Raw genomic sequence first — 20,664 nt, 5'->3', positions numbered from 1 at the left:
CCATGAGCCTCGCCGATCCACGATGGCTGTTCCTATTGGCGCTGGTTCCGCTGCTCGGAATCGTAGCGATGGTGACCGCGCGCCTGCGCAGCCGCCGCTGGCAGGCCTTCGTGGCGAACCGCCTGCGTCCGGCCCTGCTGAAAAAAACGGAAGCATTCGGCCACTGGCTGTCCCTGTTGTTCCTGCTGGTTTCGCTGGCGCTGCTGATCGGAGCACTGGCAAAGCCCCAGGGTGATGCCGGAACCAGGTCGGAGACGGTGAAGGGCCGCAACATTCTCTTCGCCCTCGACCTGTCCCGCAGCATGCGGGTGGACGATGTGAAACCGGACCGGCTGTCCCAGGGCAAGGCCATCATCTATGAAATGATGGAGGCGATGCCAAACGACCGCATGGGCCTGGTCGGCTTCGCGGGCACTCCCTATCTCTTCGCGCCGCTGACCGTCGATCACGGTGCCGTGAAGGAAACGGTCGATCAGATCGACGAAACGTGGATTCCCACCGGTGGCTCGAACGTCGTCGAGGCCCTGAAGTTCTCCATCGAAGCACTCAAGAAAACCGGCGTCCACAACAACGCCCTGGTCTTCATCAGTGATGGAGAGAAACACGATGGCTCGCTCGACGATGTCCTCGACGAAGCCACCAAGGCCGGCGTCTACATCTTCACGGTCGGAGTCGGCACTGAGAGCGGCGCGGAAGTGCCCGATCCCGGCATGCCGGGTGGCAGGTTCCACGACCGACAGGGCCGCACGGTCCTAAGCCAGATGCAGCCGGAGGTTCTCAGGAAGATCGCGGAAGGCACCAAGGGCCGCTTCGTGGTCGCCGGTACCGGCGTGGACATCCCCGCCCTGGCACAGTCCGCGCTGTCCGATATCGATCAATTCGAACTACAAGGACGCGAAAAGAAAGTCACCGTGGAGTTCTATCAATGGCTCGTAGGTCCCGCGATCATCTCGTTGCTGATCTCCATCCTCTTCGCCACCCGCTGGCGTCCGATCGCCACCCGGACCGCGGTGGCAGCCACCATGGCAGGCACGGTTTCGACCTCCGGAGCCGCCTCACCACAGGAGGCCAGGCTGGCCGTGGGCAACGGCCATTTCGAGGAGGCCCGGAACGGGTATCACGACCTCGCGGAAGGTTCGAAACGAAAGGAGGACTCCTACCGCTACCGTCTTGCGGAAGGAGAAGCCGCCTACAAGGGGGCTGAGTTTCGCAAGGCCGCGGAAGCCTACAGCGGCGCGCTGATGTCGGACAATGCCGACGTGGCGCGCAATGCCCACCTTGGCGCCGGAGCCTCGCTCTTCCATCTCGGCTGGCAATCTCTCGGCAATGAGACCTATCCCGATCCGGCGCCGGAAGACACCGAAGCCTTTGACGCGCTGGTGAAAGCGAAGCTGAAGGAACTCGCCGAAAAGGAAGTGCCGGAAGCCGGTGACACCGAGAGCTACACCTTTTTCAATTCCCTCATCGTCAATTGGACGGATGCGATCCGGCACTACAATTCCGCCCTGAAGCTGCTGCCTAGCGACAAGGACGCCGCCCAGAACCGTGCCCTCACGGTACGCTATCTGGAGCGACTGGAAGAGCTGCTGAAAGAACAGCAGCAGGAATCCCAGCAGCAGATCCCGCAGGAGATGGGCCAGGGCCCCGGCCAACCCGAAGGCGAGGATGGCGACGGCGAGGGTGACGGCCAGCCCGGCGACAAGGGCGAAGGTGGCGACAAGAAGGGCAACGGTTCAAACGGCGACGAAAAAGGCAAAGGCAAGGGCGGCGACGAAAAAGACAAGGACAAGGGAAAGAACGGCAAGGACGAGAAACGTCCAGGCGAGACCCCGCAGGAACGCGCGAAGCGCCTCCTTGGCGAAAACGAGGATCTGCAGAAAGGCCCGACCGCCCAAGGCAACCGGAGAAACCATTTGGGACCAGAGAAAGATTGGTGACATGAGGATCACAGATTTCATCCGCACTGCCGGACGCGCTCTCGCGTTCCTGGCGTTCATCACTTCCACCGCTTCCGCGCAGATCGCGGTACAGGCGACCATGTCCAGCCGTTTCCTCGCACGCGGAGAAACCGCGAGCTTGGATATCGCGATCCTCAATGGCATGCCGCGGCTCGAACGCAGCCCCGCGGTGCCGCAGGTGCCGGACGTGAAAATCGAGGCCGGCCAGCCTGAACCACGGATGATCTCCGCCCGGCGCAGCGGCTATGTGTTCCCTTTCCTCATCTCATCCTACAAGGAAGGCCGCCACATCATCCCGGCCATCACCCTGCAGCTCGACGGAAAAACCTACACTACTCCTCCCCAGGAGTTCACTGTCTTCAATCCGGACGAATTGAAATGGTCGGAAGCCAGCGTGGGCGACCAGAAGATGCGCTATTCCGCCTCCTTCCACCCGCTGAAGGACAATCCCTACGAAGGCGAAACTGTGCCGGTGGAAATCAAGCTCTACATCCCGCGGGACATTCCCGTGGAAGACTGGGGCATTCCGGAATTCGAGCGGGATGGCATCGCCTGCTGGCGCTTCGAACCCTCCGGCTCGTGGGGACAGACCAACATCCTCGGCCGGTCTTATATTTCCGTGGCCTATCCGAGTTCGATGTCCGCCACCCGCTCCGGCACCGTGAGCATCGGCCCGGCCAATCTGCGGCTGATGCTCCGCACGATCGTGAACGATCCATTCCCGCGCATGTCACCCACGCCGGTGTTCCTCGCGATTCCGAAATTCGATCTTCAGGCGAAGAAACTGCCGGAAGGCGCTCCCGCCGGTTTCGTCAATGCCGTGGGCAGCTTCACCATGTCGTCCAAGACCACGCAGACCGAGCTGCGCGAGGGCGATCCCCTGTCCGTGGACGTGACGGTCACCGGCACCGGAAATCTGGATGGCATGACCGCGCCGAAGCCGAAGGATGCCGATGGCTGGAAAATCTACGAAGCGTCCGCCGAGCAACGCGGTGACGAACGCCGTCAGGAGACCGGCTCGGTGACATTCCACCAGTTCATGCGTCCTCTCGGTGACAAGGCCTCCGTACCTGGCTTCCAGCTCGTTTACTTCGATCCGCAGCTTGCCCAGTACAAGACGATCGAGACCCCGCCCATCCCGCTCAAGTTGCTGCCCTCCTTGAAAGAAAAGCCGTTGGCTTCCGCTCCACTGGCACCTCCCCAAGCCGCGGGCATCCCGGTGGAAAAGATGAACGACATCCTCGGCCTGGTTCAGCCCGCCCGCATCGTTTTACCCGGTGCCACCCGGTTTCCGTCGTGGACCTGGCAACTCGTCCCGGGTCTTGTCGCCCTGCTGCTCATCATCAAGGCCATTTGGATGAAAGCCGGACCGAAATTCCGAATCGAGCCGGAAGTGGCGGCCCGCCGCCAGGCATTCCGCGAGCTTGAACGGGTCTCCACAGCCGACCACCCGTCTTTCCTGCGCCAGGCCGGACGCTTCATCGAACAGTGGCTGCCCAAGGCCGCGACACAGGATTCCTCGCTGCATGCGATCCTGGAGGAGCGCGATGCCACCTGCTACCGTGGCGAAGGCTCTCCGGATGCCAAAGGCGACCGCTCTCGACGCAGCTCCATCCTCAAGGTCATCCGCAAGTTCGCATGGCTATGGATCGCGGTCGCATGGTTCGGATTCTCTTCCGACTCTAAAGCCGCGGGCGACGAACAACTCCAAACCGAGGCCGTGGCGGCCTACGACTCCGCCGAATATGAAAAGGCCATCCAAATGTGGCTGGATGCCGGGCCCTTCGACCGTCTTTCCGCGGACACGCTCTACAACATCGGCAACGCCTGCTACCGGATGGGCGTTCCGGGTCATGCCGCGCTCTACTACCGCCGTGCCTTGGAAAAGGATTCCTCCCACGCGGAGGCACTCCAGAACCTCCGCTTCATCGAGCGCAAGTACGGCTCGGTATCCGTCAAGTGGGACGACTACCAGTATGCGCTCACCCGCCTCCAATTGCAGACGTGGCGCAATACCCTATGGGCCGGTGTCTGGATGGTCGTGCTCGGAGTGCTGGTCTGCCTCGCCACCCGTGCGGGTTCGAAGGCCCGCATCCCCGCGGTGATCGGCTTGGTCCTCGGGCCGATGATTGCCGCCGCTGGTGCGCTCGGTTCCCACTACTATCCGGACGATTCACGCTTCGCTCCGCTCACCCGGCAGGCGGTGGTGGTCAACGAAGACTCCGCCCTCCACTCCGAGGCATCCCGCACCTCCCAGGAAATCATCGACGCCCGGGTCGGCTCGCTGTGCGAAATCATCAAGGATCGCGGTGCCTGGCTCTACGTCAGCTTCGCCACCAAAACCCGCGGCTGGATCCCGGCCGAGGATGTGGAAAAAGTGGTGCCGGACAAGAAGCCGGAAGCGCCCAAACTCCACAAGCCGGACGCCGACAGCCGCAGCACGTGAGGCGCTAGCCGCCGCCGAAAAACTCCATCTGCTCGGCGGCATCGGGATCTTCGAAACGGAGGGCCACCCCGATCAGACGGACCGGTTTCCCACCACCGCGCTTCCACGCTTCCATCAGCAGTTCCTCGAAAATCTCCTCATCGATCCTCGGGTGCGCGCGCTCGGCGGTGGTGCGGGTGAAGTCGGAGAACTTCAGCTTCACCACCAGCCCTTTCACCACCCGGTCAGAGTGATGGCGGGACAGATCTTCTTTCAAACCCTCCAGTAGCGCACGCATCGGCGGCAACGCCGCTTGGGCGGTCAGGACATTCTCCGAGAAAGTTTCCTCCGAGCCGATCGATTTGCGGGTCCGGTCCGGCCGTACCGGCCGGTCATCGATCCCGCGGCAGAGGTTCCACAATTCGAGCCCCCATTTGCCGAAGCGTTTCGCCAGCTCGATGCGGTCGAACTTCCGCAGATCGGCGCAGGTCTCGACTCCGAACGTGGCCAGCTCCTCCCGCCCGCGCCTGCCGACTCCCCACAAACGTCCCACCGGCAGGGCAGCCACGAAAGCATCCACTTCTTTCTCCGTGACCTGGAATTGGCCGTCCGGCTTGTTCCAGTCGCTGGCGATCTTCGCCACCATCTTGTTGGGAGCGATGCCTGCCGACGCTGTCAGGCCGGTTTCCTCGCGGATCTGGGTGCGGATTTCACGGGCGATCACCGAGCCATCGCTCTGGAGGTGGGAGACATCCAGATAGGCCTCATCCAGCGACAACGGCTCTATGGCATCCGTGAAGCGCCCGAAAATCGCCCGGATGCGCGCGCTTTCCGCCCGATAGAGATCGAAGCGCACGGGCACGAGAATGAGATGCGGGCACAATTCCAACGCCTTGAAGACCGGCATGGCCGAGCGGCAGCCGTATTTCCGCGCTTCGTAGTTCGCCGTCGTCAGCACCCCGCGGCGGCGGCTTCCCCCGACCGCGAGCGGTCGCCCGCGCAAAGCCGGATTCTCCCGCTCCTCGATGGCGGCGTAGAAGCAATCCATGTCGATATGGATGATTTTCCGCATGGGGCTGTCTTGCGTGCGCAGGATTCTTGACCTAGAGACTTAGCCGATGAAACGACGTTCCGCCATTCTCGCCCTGCTTCTCCTGCCACTCTGTGCGCACGCGGAGGAATCCAAGGACAAACCCGCCGCCGATGCCAAGCCGGCGGCTCCCGCAAAGGTCGAAAAAGTCCGCGTGAAAACCTCCAAGGGCAACTTCGTCATCGAACTGAACCGCGAAAAGGCCCCCATCAGTGTCGAGAACTTCCTCAGCTACGTGAACAAGAAGTTCTACGACGGCACCACCTTCCACCGTGTGATCCCCACCTTCATGATCCAGGGTGGCGGTTTCGCGGCGGCGAACGGCCGCCTGATGCAGAAGGACGTGGAGAAACCGATCAAGAACGAAGGCCAGAACGGCCTCAAGAACCTGCGCGGCACCGTGGCGATGGCCCGCACCGCGGACATCGACAGCGCCACCAGCCAGTTCTTCGTGAACGTCGTGGACAATCCCGACCTGGACTACCCGAAAAACGGTGGCTACGCCGTCTTCGGCAAGGTGGTGGAGGGCATGGACGTGGTGGACCAGATCAAGGGCGTGCCCACCCGCCAGTCCGACCTTTCCATGAAGCACCCGGGCACCGGCCAGCCGATGCGCATGCCCTCGAACGATGTGCCGATCGAACCGGTGGTCATCGAATCGATTGAAGTGGCGAAGTAAGACCAGCGGAATTGACGATTTCCCAAGGCGCGGGTCGGCCGACCCGCGCTTTTTCGTTTTCGGGGAAGTCCGCCTATGGGGGTGACAGCGGCCCGGCTTTCCTTTACCCAGAGCGCCGATGCAACTCTGGCTCTGCCCGCTGATCGCGTTTTTGTTCGGTTCCATCCCCTTCGGCCTGCTGATCGCAAAGGCCAAGGGCATCGACATCCGCCAGCATGGCTCCGGCAATATCGGTGCGACCAACGTCCTGCGCGTGGTCGGGAAAAAATACGGCATCACCTGCCTCTTCCTTGATGCGCTCAAGGGCCTGATCCCTACCCTGCTCGGCATCACCCTGATCCGTTATGTGGGAGCCAGCGAGGCGATGACCATCAAGCCGCTGCTTTCCAAAGCGCTGGAACTCCCCGCCGATCTCCAGTGGAAAGCCCAGCTCTTCCAGGTCTTCACGGGCCTGTGTGCGATCCTCGGCCACAACTACTCGCCTTGGGTCGGCTTCAAGGGCGGCAAGGGCATCGCCACCTCCGCCGGAGTCCTGATCGCCCTCATGCCCGCCGCCGTGGTGATTCTGATCGTAGTGTGGCTGCTGCTCTTCGCCATCACCCGCTACGTCTCCGTGGCCAGCATCGGGGCTGCGGCGTTCCTTCCCATTCTGACCATCGCGGGCTCCGCTTTCCATGGCAAACTGGCGAACGGCACCTGGAACAAACCTCTCTTCGCCTTCTCCGTGGTGATCGCGGTGCTCGCGATCTGGAAACATCGCTCGAACATCCAGCGCCTGATGAAAGGCACCGAAAACCGCTTCCAGCCGAAGTCGAAGCGCAACGCCTGAACCCTATTTCCGCCCGCCCGTGACTTCCGCCGCCATCCTCGGCTCAGGCTCCTTCGGCACCGCCCTCGCCACCCTGCTCGCACCAAAATTAAGCGAGGCGGTGATCATCGGCCGCGATCCCGCCACCGCCGTCGCCATTTCCAAGGAACACCGGAATCCCAACTATCTCAGGGATGTGACGCTCGCGGACAATATCCGCGGCACCACCGATCTGGGAGAGGCGCTGAATCATCCGCTGGTGCTGTTCGTGGTGCCCACATCCGCCACCCGCGCCATCGCCGAAGAACTGGCGAAGCGAGGCCTGCCCGCATCCACCGTGCTTCTGTCGTGCGCGAAGGGCATCGAGAAAGCCACCGGCGAGCGCATGAGCCAGATCCTGCGCGAGGTGTTTCCGGAAAACCCCATCGCCGCGATCTCCGGCCCGAATCACGCCGAGGAAATCGCCCACCAGCTCGCCACCTGCGCGGTGATCGGCTCCGATGATCCCGCGCTCGCCGTCCGTCTCCAGGAGCTTTTCACCCTGCCGCATTTCCGCTCCTACACCAGTGAGGATGTCGCCGGGATCGAACTCGGTGGCGCGGTGAAGAACGTCTTCGCCATCGCCGCCGGCATCGCCCACGGTCTGGGAGTCGGCGACAATGCGGTGGCCGCGCTGGTCACACGCGCGCTCGCGGAAATGACCCGTCTCGGCGTGGCGCTCGGCGGCCAGATCGAGACATTCTCAGGCTTGTCCGGCATGGGCGACCTCATCGTCACCTGCTTCTCGGAACACTCGCGCAACCACCGTGTCGGATACGCGCTCGGCCAAGGCAAGACATTGGAAGAAGCCGTCAATTCACTGGGCATGGTCGCGGAAGGCGTGCCCAACACGCTCTCCATCCATGATGCCGCCCGCAAGGCAGGCGTCCGCACCCCGATCATCGATGCCGTCCATGGCATCCTCTACCAAGACAAACCCGCCGCCCGCGCCATGCACGAGCTGCTGACGCGCGATCCCCGCCCGGAAACCGATTCCACCCATTCCTGATCCTCCTCCCTCCCCATGAAGGAAATCCTCGATTTCTTCCTGCACCTGCAGGACCACCTCCACGACTTCACACGCGACCACGGCTCGCTGGTTTACGGACTGTTGTTCCTGATCGTGTTCTGCGAAACGGGACTGGTCATCACTCCGTTCCTGCCGGGCGATTCGCTCCTTTTCGCCATCGGCGCGATTTCCGCCAACGAGGCCTCCGGGTTGAACGTATGGATCGCCGCCGTCACGCTGCTGGCAGCCGCGGCCATCGGGGACACCACCAACTACTGGATCGGTCGTACTTTGGGCAAATGGCTCACCCACCGGTTTCCGAAGATCGTCAAACCAAGCTATCTGGAAAAGACGCACCGCTTCTACGACACCTACGGGGCCAAGACCCTGATCATGGCACGCTTCGTGCCCATCGTCCGCACCTTCGCTCCTTTCGTCGCGGGCAGTGGCGCGATGCCGTTCCGCAAATTCATCCTGTTCAGTTGCTGCGGATCGCTGCTGTGGGTCGGCCTGATTCTACCCGCGGGTTGGTTCCTCGGGGACAAGCCGTTTGTGAAAAACAACTTCGAGATCGTCGTGCTCGCGATCATCGGCATCTCGCTGCTCCCGATGGTGATCGAGCTGCTGCGCGCGAAACTCCGCGCGCGGAACAAGGTTGCCGGAGAAACCGCCGAGTAAGGTTTCTGATTCCCTGCAACGATGGAGCAAAGAGTCCGCTAACGGCTCAGGTCCTCCTGATACATCAGCTTGAAGCCGCTGGTCTGAAGCACCGTGACGGCGAATTCATAGTCCTCCACGTGCATGGCCAGCATCGAGCGGCCTTCCGGACCGGGCATCAGCGAATACGCGAAATCGATGTTGGTCTCCGCGCCCATCAGGTGATCGAGACACTGGAGCAAACCCGGACCCGACTCACGCAGGGCGACCACAATGACGTCGCACGTGGTGTGCGGGATCCCCTTCTCGATGAAGATGTGCTCGGCGGTATCCGGATCACTGAGAATGAGGCGGGCGATGGTGGCGTCCCGGGAATCCTGAACGCTCAGACCGAGCACCTCGATGGCGGAGGTGCGGAGCAGCTTCACAAGCGCGGCCAAGGCACCGGCCCGGTTGGGCAGCATGACGGCAAACTGCCTGACGGGAGATCCGGGCTCGACGATGACGGGTGGTTCCATGGATGAAAATCGTTTCAGCCTCGCGGGCCGCGCAACGGCAGGGTCTGAACCGCGCCGGTTTCCTTGTTTTCGATGACGATCTGGTTCGGGCGCACGTCGGCAACCGTATAGCGGTTGCCATCGGCTCCGGTGAAGTGCTGCCCGGGCGATGCCAGATAGCGCTTTCCGGTGGCCGCGTCTTCGACCAGTGCGACGGGATCATGCGCACTGGAAGGCGTTCCGGCGATCAGATTCCGCCGGACCCCGGTGCTGGAATCCTCCACCTCCACAATGGAAGCCTCGGCCGCCGGACCCGCGCTGTCCTTCAGATTCTGGTAGCGGCGCTGTACCCGGATGACTTTCAGACGCGAACCGGGGATCGTTTCCCCTTCCGCCACCTTCACTTCACGAACCGATCCTCCCGCCGGCATTTGCAAGCGGGCGGAATTCCCCTCGACGTGACGCACCTCGATCGGAAGTTCGCGCTGGCGGAAATGGCGCATCACCAAACCCGGAGGCGACGAGGGTTTCGGCCCGGTTCCTTCGGCGCTGCCAGAGGTTCCCAGGGACTTTCCTTCCAAGGTCGTCGCCACATCATGATCGCGATGCCGGGGTGCCGTAGCTCCACCCGCACCTGTCGACCCTCCTGCCGGAGCATCCTCTGGATCAGCCTGGTCCACGAATGTGGTCATCTCCTTGCCAATCTGTTCCTCCGAGCGGAGCGCGAAATCCTGCTGTGTGGGCTCCGAGAGAAGCATCTTCGCCAGATCCGCGTGACCTGCCGAGGCGGCCAGTTCGGCAGCGGTGCGGCCTTCCGTATCCTTGCTGAAACGGTTCGCGCCGATGTCCACCAGCAGCTTCGCCGCCTCGGTATGGCCGTTCTCCGCCGCCACCATCAGCGCGGTGCGGCCATCATCCATGCTCGCGTAGATGGATGCCCCGTATTTGGTCAGTTCGTCGATCACCGGAGCCTTGCCCAACAGCGCCGCCGCGAGCAATGCACCATCCAGATCATCCCGATCATTGGCGGCCAGATCGCCGATCATTTCGGCGCGGCCTTCCTTCACCGCGAGCATGAGCGGCTTGTAGCCCTCGGCATCCTTCAGCTTCGGGTCCGCTCCCTGCCGCAGCAGCCAGCGGACCATGTCCCGCTGCCCGGCGCGGACCGCTTCCATCAACGGCGTGCGGCCACCGGCTCCGCGTTCATCCACGGCCATCTTTCGGTCGAGCAGGAACTTGGCGGCCTTCTGCGCACCCGCAGCCGCAGCCACGTGGAGGGCGGTATTTCCCTCGGCGTTCTTCGTGCCGATACCAATGCCCCCCTTGAGAAACTTGTCCATTGCCGCAGGGTCATCGCCCGCCGCGGCGCGGAACCAATCGGCCTCCGTCAGTTGATACCCCACGTCGGCCAAGTCTCGCTTGCTCGACTTCTCCTTGTCACCGCAACCGGTCAGCGCGGCCACGGCCGCCAGCGCCAGAATCGGGGATAGCCGCAGGAGGTTCGCCTTCATGGCGCGGACAATACTTAACACTTGTTAATCATGCAAGGCGGGGTCGCCATCCGCCGCTCATTTCAGCGGCACGATCTCCACCACCTCACAGCCTGCCGGGCCGATGCGGAACCGCACATCCTGCCCGCACAACTCCGCTCCATAGGTCCGGTCCTCCTTTCCTGCCTGCACCGCCGGACGCGGATCCTGCGCCAGACATTCGCGGATCACGGCTTGGGCACGTTCGGGCAGCCGGTCGAAAGCCTTCAGCGCCGCCGGAGAGATGGTCACCTCCAGCAGCGCGGGTGCTTCCGCGGCAAACCCGCCGGTCGCGTCCGGCAGCGCCTCCGCATAGGGCAGATACGGCTTGATGTCATAAACCGGCGTTCCATCAATCAAATCGAGCCCACCCAGCTTCAACACCGGCCCCTCTTTCGCCGCCGCATCAATCCCTTCCAGCCGGATCAAGGACAAACCGAGCCCATTCGGCCGGAAGGTCGAGCGGCTGGCAAACACCCCCACCCGCTGATTCCCACCGAGCCGCGGCGGACGCACGGTGGGCTGCCAGCCCTGGTCCGCGGTGCCGTGGAATCCGAAGACCAGCCACACATGAGAAAACCCCTCCAATCCGCGCACGGCGGACGGATCACGGAACTCCTCATGGAACACCAGTTCCCCCCACGCGCTCGGACACAATCCCGGCTGGCGTGGCACGGCGAATTTCCCGCCGAAACACGAGCGCACGATGCCGATGGGCCTGATTTCCATGGGTGGGAGAAATGAAACAGCGGAGCCTTCGCAAAAAGGCTCCGCCGGAAGCATCCGTCCCCGGCATCCCGGGGACGAAGCGGAGGACCGGTTAGTGGGTCTTGAAGTGGATCGAACCACGGAGGCGGCCGTTCTCACGACGCACCGCCACATTGATGGCCTCGAAGTCTTCGAGAGCCTTCAGGCTCTTTTCGATCTTCGGCTTGTTCTCCTTGAACTCGTTCAGCTTGTCCTCGGTGTCGAAGAGCTTGGCGGAGTTTTCATCCACCAGCTTCACCCAATCGAGGCCGAACTGGCGCATCGGATCGATCTTCACCGACATGGTGAATCCCGAGCCGGGGGTATTCTCCTTGTCGGCCGCGGTGCCGAGTTCGACGGCCTGCGACTTCGAGGTCGAAACCACGAACCACTTGTCGCTCACGGTGACGGACGGCATGAAGTCCTCGTTGAAGAACGGAGCCTGGAAGAACCAGGTGGTGAAGCCGTTCTTCTCAGAGCTCGTCGGCTTCTGCATCGGAATCTCATCCCCGGCGATTTCGCTCACCTTCTTGAGGATACTGGTGGTGGAGGTATTGATCTTCGACCACGAACTCTGGATCTTGGTGCGGTCGGTAACCGGAGAGATCCACGAGGCACGGACGAACTTGCCCTTGTCCACGACTTCCTGGGGCAGCCCCGGAATCGTCGGCACGCCGCCCTTGAGGTCCACCACGATGGCGGACTCCTTGCCAAGGCCGGCATGCAGATCACCGCGCAACGCATCGACCAGCGAGACCACGTCGGTGCGGAACTTGGTGTCGAACATTTTCATGCCCTCCTGGAACTTCTTGAAGTCCTCGTTCTCGGTCTTGATCGGAGCATCGGAGAATTTCTTCGCCACCGCGTAGCCGGTCTCGACGAGCGACTCGACGTAGGCGCGGGCCTTCTCATCGTAAACCGCATCCGTGGTGAAGTTCGCGAAGAAGATGACGTCCTTGGAGTTGCCGAGGCCACCGAGGCGGTTCGGAGTCTTCCAATCCACGGCGCCCTTGTCGGTGCCGCCGAAGGTTTCGATCTTCAGGCCTTCCTCGAAGAAGGACACCAAGCCAAGCGTATCGGCGGTGGTGAGTTTCTGCAGCGCCTGCTCGCGCTCGCCGATGATCTGAAGCATGGCCTCGATGTCGCGGGTATCGCCAAGTCCTTCTGCACCGGCGAGACCGTCGCGCAGGCCGTTGGTCATTTCCGCCAGACCGCTGCCGGCAAGGCCTGCGGTGGTGGAGAAAGCCTTCGAGGTGTAGGCGAGACCGGCGAGCTCCTTGCCCGCGTAGCCATCGGCGAAGGCGACGTCGTCGGAAGCGGCGATGCCATCCTTCGCTTCCGCCACCAGTTTGCAGTCCTCGGGAGCGGAGCCCATGAAAACGACCACATAGTCGCCGAGCACCGCGGAGGCGGCGATGATGTTCTTCTTCGCCACGGCGGCGATCAGACGGCCCGCGGTCTCCGGATCGATGTCCTTCTCCATGTCCGCGCGGTTCTTCGCCATCTCCTTGGAGACTTTCTCGCCAACCAGGCGGTAGCCCTTGAACTTCACACCGGCGCTGTCGAACTCGACCGGCTCGACCATGTCCTCGGCCATCCCCATGTACTCGACAATGGAGGCGACCTGCTGGGCGACCTGCTCACGGTCGGCGGCCGAGGTTTTGAAGCCGATGTAAACCGGCGGCACCTGCATCTTTTCAAGCAGGCCGACACCGGACTGTGGATCCTTGAGGATCTCCAGCATGCTCTGTTGGCTGATGTTGGCCGATTCTTCCTTCATCCCTTCCTCGCTGCCGCCCTTCGAGGCCGCCACCAGCAGCTTCGCGAAGAGCTTGCCTTGGAAGTAGCTCATCCGGCGGTTGACGGTGATCAGATGGCCGAACTGGTCGGACATGCCCTTGCCCGTGGCAAGGAAGACCTCATGACCGAGCAGCGCGCCCGGACCGGAGGGACCGTCCTTCTTGTCACCAGCAGCGTCGGCTTCTTCCGGGAGGGCGTCGCCCGCCTCTTCCTTGATCACGGACCAGAGCTTGGTCTTCTTCGCGCGTTCGGCGATCTTCGAGCCATTATAGATGGTAAGAAAGCTGTCCGAATCCTTCGGCAGGTGTTTGACGATGCCGAATTTGGCCGCGCGTTCATCGGCGGAAAGCGCCGGGGTGGAGGGTTTCGGCGCGGGAGTGGTCTCGCCAGCCTTTGCAGGGGTGGCGGGCTTTTCGGCGGCCGGTTGTTCCTTTGCGGCCGCGGGTTCCTCCTTTTTGCAGGAAGCGGTCATCACGGCGCAGGCGGGCAGAGCCAGCCAAAGGGGACGCAATTTCATAGGTGCCCCTACCCTAACAACCAAAATCCTTGCCGCGCAAGGAGAATGACGGCCTCAAAAATCTCTCCCCAGCGCCCGCCCAACCGCTAACATCGCCCCGCACATGGCAAAGGGACACGAAATCCATCAGGCCCGGGTGGCCGCCCTGCAGGCACTGGGCAAGGATCTGGCGCGACGGGCAAAATCCAAATGCGAGCTGACCGGTGCCGCCGGGGTGCCGCTGCGTGCCTATGAAATCCCGCCGGTGGCCGCCGAGCCCTCGCTGGATCGCACCCTGCTGGTGTCCGAGTCCTGCCAGGAAGCGTTGGATCGCCCGAAATCGCTGGCCGGCCAGGAATGGCGCTGCTTGGCGGAAACCGTGTGGAGCGAACTGCCCGCCGCCCAAGTCGTGGCCTGGCGGATGCTGAAGGTGCTCGCCTCCCGCGAAGACTGGGCCCGCGATGTCCTGGATGAAGTTTTTCTCGATCCCGACGTCCAAGAGTGGGCCGAATCCGAACTTTTAGCCCCCTGAAGCCGCAACTTTCCGGCACGCCACGGGTTGCTACCTGCAATCATGCTGAGTGCCGGAGTCGCCATCCTCTCGCCGACCGTCATGGCCGACATGGAACTGCCACACGAACCCGCCGCCGAGTCCTTGGACACGGTGCTGATGGCGCGTGCCGGCAATGGAGATCATGACGCCTTCCGCCAGATCGTGGAGCGCCACCAGCACGCGGTGGTCGGCACCGTGGCCAAGATGCTGGGCGATCCGGCCGAGGCCGAGGACATCGCCCAACAGGTTTTCCTGCGGCTGTGGAGGCATGCGAAACGCTACCGGCCGGAGGCGAAGTTCACGACCTACCTCTTCACCATCACGCGCAACCTCGTCTTCAACGAGAGCCGCCGCCGCGGGCGACGCAAGGAGGTCTCCGTAGAGGAGCGCGAGGATTCCGCCAATTTCCATCTCCCCGCGCCCACCGAGCGCGAACCAGACTCCACCCTTCTCCAAGGAGAACTCCAGGCCGCGGTGGACAAGGCGATCCAATCGCTGCCGGAGGCCCAGCGCGTGGCCGTGGTGCTGCGGCGCTACGAGCAGATGCCATATGAGGAAATCGCCAAGGTGCTCGACCTGACCGTTCCGGCGATCAAGAGTCTGCTCTTCCGCGCAAGGACTACCCTGCGCGAGGCGCTGCGCGACTACCTCGACGATTGAGCCGCTGGAAATGAAAAGGGCGACCTGTGAAGGCCGCCCTTTTTTGATGATAAGTTCCCGGTCGCATTACTTCCGCTTGCGGCGGAGCAATCCGGCGGCACCGAGGCCCAGCAGCGCGAACGCCGAAGGCTCCGGGACAGCACCCACGGTGATACCGGAGCCACTGGTTTCATAGGCCCAGTCACGGATCACACCGGTGGAGCCATCGTTGGAGAACACAACGCGCATCCAGCCGTAGAAGGTGCCGCTGTCATCGTTCGGTGTGAGCTTGAAGCCGATGTAACCTTCCGTACCCGAGGCGAACTGACCGACGCCGTTGCCGGTATGGGAATCCGAGCCACCGAAGCCGGTGAGGAAGTTCAAGGTGCCGTCCACCGTGCTGCCGGGCGCGATGTTCAGGATCGGAGCATCGAGAGCAATGGTGGTGCGGGCCGGTTGGAAGTCCGGGCTGTTCGCAACGCCTTCACCGCCAAAGAAAGGATTGATGTCCCAACCGGTGGTTTCGGTGCCGCTGGTCGTGCCGGCATCCACGTCCAGATACACGCCATCGAAGGTCGTGGTCACCGTGATATTCTGCAAGCCGCTGTAAACAACCGCCGCCTGCGATGGGGCCGCCGCCGCGAAGCAAGCGGCGAGGGCGAGGGAGCAAATGGATTTCATGAATGGTGCAGGTAGGAGTTTTCAGTGGTTGCTGCTGACCTGGATGCGGAAGTACCGCGCCTTGCGCCCACCGACGAACAGCGGGTAGCGGATGCTGACCGCCTCCACATCGCCGCCATCCGCCACCACCTCCTGGGTGGCGTTGCTGCTGGTCCAATTCACAAGGTCGGCGCTGAACTGCGGCGTATAGGAAACCCCTGCCTCCTGGTAGTCCTTGCGGCGGGTGAAAAGCACGCGGAAGTCCGTGCCATTGTTGGTCGCCTGATACCAGGTGGCCGGCATGCCGCGCTTGGCCAGGCTGTGCGAACCCACGTTCACATCCACCGGCGTGGTGTCTCCCCCCACCCGCGGATCGAGACCGAAAGCGAACTGGAGGAAGTTCGACACTCCATCTCCATCCGTGTTCGCATTTGCATCGTTGGAATAGCGGTTGAGACCGTTGGCCATCTCGTAGGCATCCGGAATGCCGTCGCCATCGGTGTCGGCCGCGCCTTCCTTGACGATCGTGTAGTTGTCCGGAGTCGCACCGCCGGACTGGACGTAGGTGGCCTTCAACGTGTTGCCGTTGATGTCGATGTTCACGGTGCCCACCGTATTGTACGAAATATACATCGCGGTGTGGTTGATCGAACCGGCGTCCGCCAGGCCGGACATGCCCGCGGTGTTGTAAACGGTGCCGAAGTGGTCGCGCGGACCGGTGAGCGGCTTCTTGTAGGCGCCGTCCGCGGGAATCACCGTGCCCGCGGTGGTGGTGGTGGCTGTGAAGTTCGGTGCTCGGCGGATGACGCCGGACGCTCCGGTGGTGATGCCGGTGGTGCTGCCGTTGCCGGCATTCTTCTTCATCGCGGTCGTGATCGTGCCGCTGGTGCCGTAGTGACCGTCGAGGAGGAAGCTGCGCTCGTAGTTGTGGCTGTGGCCGACGAAGACCATGTCCACCCCGCCCTGCTCGAGGATCGGGTTGAAGCGCGTGCGCATGTTCACCATCTGGGTCTCGGAGTCCGAGTCATGGCTGCCCTTCGAGTAGGGCGGATGGTGCCAGAAGGCGAGGATCCACGTGGCGGTGGTGCTGGCGAGATCCTGGCGCAGCCACGCGGCCATCGGACCGTCCTCATTCGTGCCGGTCGTCGCGGCATTGTCCACAGTGGTGTCGCTCGCCTGGGAATCGAGACAGATGAAGTGGATGTTGCCGTAGTCGAAGCTGTAGTAGTGCTCCGTGCCGGAAGCCACGCCACCGCATTCACCCGCCTTCGGGAAGGTGAACATGTCGAAGTACGGGAAGTTGGTGGCCGGGTTGGTCACGCCGTTGTTGGCGTCGTGGTTGCCCAGCGTGCTCCACTGCGGCATCTTCCGGAAGTAGTCGGCATACATGTTGAAGTAGCCGGTCTGATACTCGGAATCGGTGCCGCTGTTGTAGGCATTGTCACCGAGCTGGAGGTTGAGATCGGGAATGCGCGAACCGGTGAAAGTCTGATACGCCTCACGACCGCCCGCCTGGGTGCTGGTACCGCGACCGCAGTCGCCGATGATCCAGATGCGGGTGTCCGTCGCCGTGCCGGGAACCGGCGAAGTACGGAAGGTATAGTCCGCCGCGGTGGGGGCCAGAGTTCCAACCGCTTTGAACGAAGTGGTCTCGGCCGACTCCGGCGTGAGCGCATCCTGTGCGGAACCGACGCTGTAGTAGTAGCGGGTGTAGGGGGTGAGACCGGTGAGGCGCACCTCGTGATCGGTCTTCGCGGAGGCTTCGTCGGTGCTCAGGTTGAGCGCGGTCGGAGACAGGCCATAGCGGACCCGGCCGACCACGGACTGTGAGCTGCGCCAGCGCACCACGATGCTGTTCTGGTTCGCCATGTTCAGATACGGTCCACGCTGGAGCGTGCCGGACGGGCCGGTGCTCACCGTGAGACTGACGGCGGACGAAGTGCCCGTGGCGCCGAGATCGTCGGTCGCCACCGCGGTGAGGCTGTAGCTGCCTGCGGTCACGCCGTTCCATGTGTATTGCCATGGGGCGCTGGTGGCCTGGCCGAGCTTGGTCGCGCCATTGAAGAACTCGACCTTGGCGATGGTGCCATCACTGTCGGAAGCATCCGCGGAAAGCAGGATCGGATTGCCAAGGAAAGCGGTGCTGCCATTGGCCGGAGAGGTCATCTGCACCACCGGCCGCGCGTTGCCGCCTTCGGTGGCCAGGGTGAGATCCATGTCAAACCCGAGATCGGAGCTGGTATTGTCACGCTGGTGGATTTCCACGGCGATGGTGTTCTCACCGGTCACCAGCGAAGCAAACGGCAGGGTCAGTGGAAAGAAGGTCGTCTCGTCCGCGGCATCGACGATCGTGGAGGAGTTGGTGAGGTAGTCGAACGCACCGGCAGGCATGTTGCTGCGGGCGACTTCCACTCCGTTGATGTAGATGACCGCGGCATCGTCGCGCTGGAGGGTGGAGGACAGGCCGATCACCTTTGACACGTCCGAGACGGTGAAGGTCCGGCGGAAGTAGTAGGTGATGTACTTCGTGCTGCTGGTCATTCCGGACGGGCCCTGGCGCAGCGCCGTGACCTGGGTGTCGCCATAGCCGAGACGGGCGGCACCGGATGCCCACGCGCTGTCGTCGAACGCGGTTTCCTTCCAAGCAGTTCCCTGGTTGGAGCCATCGTCGAGATACTTCCACACCGAGCCGCGATTGAGCACGGTGGTATCGGTATAGGCCACGGCCTGCACATTCACCACCGCGGAGGTGGTCGTGCCACCATCGTTGTCGGTGGCCTTGGCGGTGATCGCATAGGTGCCAACCGCCACACTGGGGAGGGTGAGCGAGTAAGGAGCGGTGGTGCTTTCGCCGAGCTTGGTCGCGCCGTTGAAGAACTCCACCTTCGAAACCACGCCGTCGCTGTCCGAAGCGGAAGCCGTGAGCACCAGCGTGGACGCGGGAACCTTCTGGCCATCAAATTCGGAAGTGATCGCCACCGCCGGGGCGACGTTCGAGGGATTCGTCACCGTGATCGTCACGGGCGACGAGGTCGTGGAGGCACCATCATTGTCGGTCGCCTTCGCGGTCAACGAATAGGAGCCGGAAATCATACCGGTCCAGGTGTATTGGAAGGGCGAAGAGGTCGCCTCCCCGAGCTTGGTTGCGCCTTGGTAGAACTCGACCTTGGCCACCGTGCCATTGGAATCGGAAGCGCTCGCCACCAGATTCACCGAGGCCGGCAATGCGGTCGTGGAACCATTGGCGGGAGCGGTCAGAGCCACCGTTGGTCCCGGCTGACCGGCATTGATGACCACGTTGTCCAGACCGATGATCTGGTCGGGAGAAGTCTGGTTGGCATTGTCGTCGATCCACCGGAGCAACAGCGTGCCACCCGCCGCCCAGGCCCCGGAAAGGCTCACCGTGGTGGCGGGCACGGTGGTCACTCCGACCGTGTTGGGAACCACCACACCGGAAGTCCCGGAAATCGCGGGATTCAGCGCGGCGACGTTCGCCCAGGTAGTCCCGTTGTCGAGACTGTAGAACAGCCAATAGCCCGGCAGTTCATTGGCCGAAGAAGCAGCCGTATAGCGACGGGTGTCATAACCCACCACGATGCTCGAAATCGCGGCAGCCGTGCCGTTGGTCAGGGAGAGCTGCGTGGCCACACCGGCCTGACCGGTAGGCGAGGTGCAGAATACCCGGTCGCTGGAGGAAGCGCCCTGGGCGTTGTAGCCATTGACGTTCGTGGCGGTGGGCGCGTTGTTCGCGGTAAGCGCGCTGGTGATGTTCACCATGGCGGCGACGGCGCTGGCGGTGACGCTCGATCCCCAGGTGTTGTTATCCGTGCCGGACGCACCATTCTTGGTGGTCCAGCCGGTGGGGCGGGTGGTGCCGGTGGTGCCCATCGAGTTGAAATTCTCGGTGAACGAACCGGTGAAGCTGACCGATTGGGCCTGTGTCATTCCTGACAACAGGACAAGGGCCGCCAGTGGTTGCAGGTGGCGGAGGTTCATGGATTTGGTGATGCGAAGGGATTGGAGCGAGCGGTGGAGGAATCGAGGGATGCGATCGCGGTGCGGGCCTGGCGGGCGAATACCGACATGGCGTGGGAACCCCGCTCCGCGTCCGGGAGCGATTGGAGATGGGAAAGCAGCGACTCCCACGTGGCACGCGCCTCACGCGGACGTTCCGCACGAATGAGGATACCGGCCCGCTGCACCATCCACGGCTCGGGACGCGGCGCGCTTTTCTCGATCATGGCCACGCGGGCGAGCGCGGCATCGTAGCGGCGGGCGTTGACCTCGACCTCGATCACCTTGATCTGCAGCGAAGGGATAGCGCCAAGGCGCTTCAATCCAGCTTCCAACACCCGGATCGCCTCATCGTCGTGGCCGTTGGCAGCAAGACAGGCCGCGGTTTCCTGAACCAGATCCGGCTCGGCCTCACGGTTGTTCGCCAGCGCGGCAGTGTAGTCGAGCACTGCTTTTTCATGCAGCCCCAGCTTCGTTTCGACACGGGCACGCGATGCCAGCGCGGCCCAGTGGGTGGGGTTTCCCGAGAGGAAGGTATCGAGCACGCCCTTCGCTTCCTCCGGCTTGTTCTCCGCATCGAGCACCTGGCCTTTCACCCACAGCACCGGGAATTTCCCGGGGGCGCATTCCTCCGTTTTTTCAAGGTCGCGCAAGGTTTCCGCCCAATCTCCGTGCTCCAGATCGAGCTCGGCACGTCGATACCAGAGCTCGCCATTCCGCGGTTCCCTGGCGAGTTGGTCGTCCACCAGCTTCATGAGGTCGCTATGCGTGCCGTGCGCGTGGGAAACACCGGCCAAGGAACCTCCGCATAGCACGATGACCATCATGCGCAGCAAGCATGACATCATCGCGCCAGCACGGCGTTCCGTGGCCGGCTTTCTTCCACACAAAAAATCTGTCCGCAGGGGGGGCAAGCGGGTGCGAAATGAAGCACCCAATCGCGGTTCTCCCACTTTCCGTTGGTGACAGAATAATCAGTGAACGCCACGTCACAAAAAACGCGCCGGAAGCCGATCCGGAGTCACGAAATTGTCACGATCGGACACGCTGTTCCCGGCAGCTTC

The 20,664-nt window shown here is 62.8% G+C and carries 16 protein-coding genes; 8 read left to right on the top strand and 8 right to left on the bottom strand.

The window, feature by feature from the left end; all coding sequences use genetic code 11:
• Nucleotides 1–2: 2 nt before the first annotated feature.
• Together KBB96_RS02135 and KBB96_RS02130 are read left to right on the top strand one after the other, a co-directional pair.
• Nucleotides 3–1,937 (top strand): VWA domain-containing protein, encoded by a 1,935-nt coding sequence (locus KBB96_RS02135; RefSeq protein ID WP_211631838.1) that lies wholly within the window; start codon nucleotides 3–5, stop codon nucleotides 1,935–1,937.
• Between the two features lies 1 nt (nucleotide 1,938).
• Complete coding sequence (locus KBB96_RS02130; protein WP_211631837.1) at nucleotides 1,939–4,404, top strand: tetratricopeptide repeat protein; 2,466 nt, start codon at nucleotides 1,939–1,941, stop codon at nucleotides 4,402–4,404.
• A gap of 4 nt (nucleotides 4,405–4,408) precedes the next feature.
• Here KBB96_RS02130 and dinB read toward each other — a convergent pair whose 3' ends face one another.
• On the bottom strand, nucleotides 4,409–5,455 hold the full coding sequence (gene dinB / locus KBB96_RS02125) for a DNA polymerase IV (protein WP_211631836.1): 1,047 nt from the start codon (nucleotides 5,453–5,455) through the stop codon (nucleotides 4,409–4,411).
• A gap of 46 nt (nucleotides 5,456–5,501) precedes the next feature.
• Here dinB and KBB96_RS02120 point away from each other — a divergent pair, with 46 nt between their 5' ends.
• From KBB96_RS02120 to KBB96_RS02105, 4 genes are all read left to right on the top strand, one after another.
• Nucleotides 5,502–6,152, top strand: a complete 651-nt coding sequence (locus KBB96_RS02120; protein ID WP_211631835.1) for a peptidylprolyl isomerase — start codon at nucleotides 5,502–5,504, stop codon at nucleotides 6,150–6,152.
• A 118-nt stretch (nucleotides 6,153–6,270) separates the two neighbouring features.
• Nucleotides 6,271–6,981, top strand: coding sequence for a glycerol-3-phosphate 1-O-acyltransferase PlsY (gene plsY / locus KBB96_RS02115; protein ID WP_211631834.1), 711 nt, complete (start codon nucleotides 6,271–6,273; stop codon nucleotides 6,979–6,981).
• A gap of 19 nt (nucleotides 6,982–7,000) precedes the next feature.
• Nucleotides 7,001–8,008 carry an NAD(P)H-dependent glycerol-3-phosphate dehydrogenase gene (locus tag KBB96_RS02110; RefSeq protein ID WP_211631833.1) on the top strand — a complete coding sequence of 336 codons (1,008 nt, stop codon included), beginning with the start codon at nucleotides 7,001–7,003 and terminating at the stop codon, nucleotides 8,006–8,008.
• Nucleotides 8,009–8,023: 15 nt separating this feature from the next.
• The gene (locus KBB96_RS02105; RefSeq protein WP_211631832.1) at nucleotides 8,024–8,686 is read left to right on the top strand and encodes a DedA family protein; all 663 of its coding nucleotides are present in this window, start codon (nucleotides 8,024–8,026) and stop codon (nucleotides 8,684–8,686) included.
• A gap of 38 nt (nucleotides 8,687–8,724) precedes the next feature.
• On the opposite strand, the gene KBB96_RS02100 is transcribed toward KBB96_RS02105, so the two are convergent.
• The 4 genes from KBB96_RS02100 to KBB96_RS02085 form a co-directional block, all read right to left on the bottom strand.
• Entirely contained in the window at nucleotides 8,725–9,183 is a 459-nt protein-coding gene (locus KBB96_RS02100) for a hypothetical protein (protein WP_211631831.1), read from the bottom strand.
• A gap of 14 nt (nucleotides 9,184–9,197) precedes the next feature.
• Nucleotides 9,198–10,673 carry an ankyrin repeat domain-containing protein gene (locus KBB96_RS02095; protein ID WP_211631830.1) on the bottom strand — a complete coding sequence of 492 codons (1,476 nt, stop codon included), beginning with the start codon at nucleotides 10,671–10,673 and terminating at the stop codon, nucleotides 9,198–9,200.
• Between the two features lie 57 nt (nucleotides 10,674–10,730).
• Nucleotides 10,731–11,420, bottom strand: a complete 690-nt coding sequence (tsaA, locus tag KBB96_RS02090) for a tRNA (N6-threonylcarbamoyladenosine(37)-N6)-methyltransferase TrmO (protein WP_226373624.1) — start codon at nucleotides 11,418–11,420, stop codon at nucleotides 10,731–10,733.
• A gap of 91 nt (nucleotides 11,421–11,511) precedes the next feature.
• Entirely contained in the window at nucleotides 11,512–13,755 is a 2,244-nt protein-coding gene (locus KBB96_RS02085) for a hypothetical protein (protein ID WP_211631829.1), read from the bottom strand.
• A gap of 103 nt (nucleotides 13,756–13,858) precedes the next feature.
• Between KBB96_RS02085 and KBB96_RS02080 the strand changes: the two genes are divergently transcribed.
• Nucleotides 13,859–14,266 (top strand): hypothetical protein, encoded by a 408-nt coding sequence (locus KBB96_RS02080; protein WP_211631828.1) that lies wholly within the window; start codon nucleotides 13,859–13,861, stop codon nucleotides 14,264–14,266.
• A gap of 42 nt (nucleotides 14,267–14,308) precedes the next feature.
• Nucleotides 14,309–14,947, top strand: a complete 639-nt coding sequence (locus KBB96_RS02075) for an RNA polymerase sigma factor (RefSeq protein ID WP_226373623.1) — start codon at nucleotides 14,309–14,311, stop codon at nucleotides 14,945–14,947.
• A 66-nt stretch (nucleotides 14,948–15,013) separates the two neighbouring features.
• Here the strand turns inward: KBB96_RS02075 and KBB96_RS02070 are convergent, their stop codons facing one another.
• The 3 genes from KBB96_RS02070 to KBB96_RS02060 are packed head-to-tail and all read right to left on the bottom strand — an operon-like array spanning nucleotide 15,014 to nucleotide 20,427.
• Complete coding sequence (locus KBB96_RS02070) at nucleotides 15,014–15,607, bottom strand: PEP-CTERM sorting domain-containing protein (protein WP_211631827.1); 594 nt, start codon at nucleotides 15,605–15,607, stop codon at nucleotides 15,014–15,016.
• 21 nt (nucleotides 15,608–15,628) lie between these two features.
• Nucleotides 15,629–19,582 carry an Ig-like domain-containing protein gene (locus KBB96_RS02065; RefSeq protein WP_211631826.1) on the bottom strand — a complete coding sequence of 1,318 codons (3,954 nt, stop codon included), beginning with the start codon at nucleotides 19,580–19,582 and terminating at the stop codon, nucleotides 15,629–15,631.
• Nucleotides 19,579–20,427 (bottom strand): tetratricopeptide repeat protein, encoded by an 849-nt coding sequence (locus KBB96_RS02060; protein ID WP_211631825.1) that lies wholly within the window; start codon nucleotides 20,425–20,427, stop codon nucleotides 19,579–19,581. The genes KBB96_RS02065 and KBB96_RS02060 overlap by 4 nt, the downstream gene beginning before the upstream one ends.
• Nucleotides 20,428–20,664 lie beyond the last annotated feature (237 nt).

Source organism: Luteolibacter ambystomatis (genome assembly GCF_018137965.1).
Taxonomy (GTDB): Bacteria; Verrucomicrobiota; Verrucomicrobiia; order Verrucomicrobiales; family Akkermansiaceae; genus Luteolibacter; species Luteolibacter ambystomatis.
The sequence above is the reverse complement of the archived record's forward strand: the minus strand, read 5'-3'. Positions and strand labels throughout refer to the sequence as shown.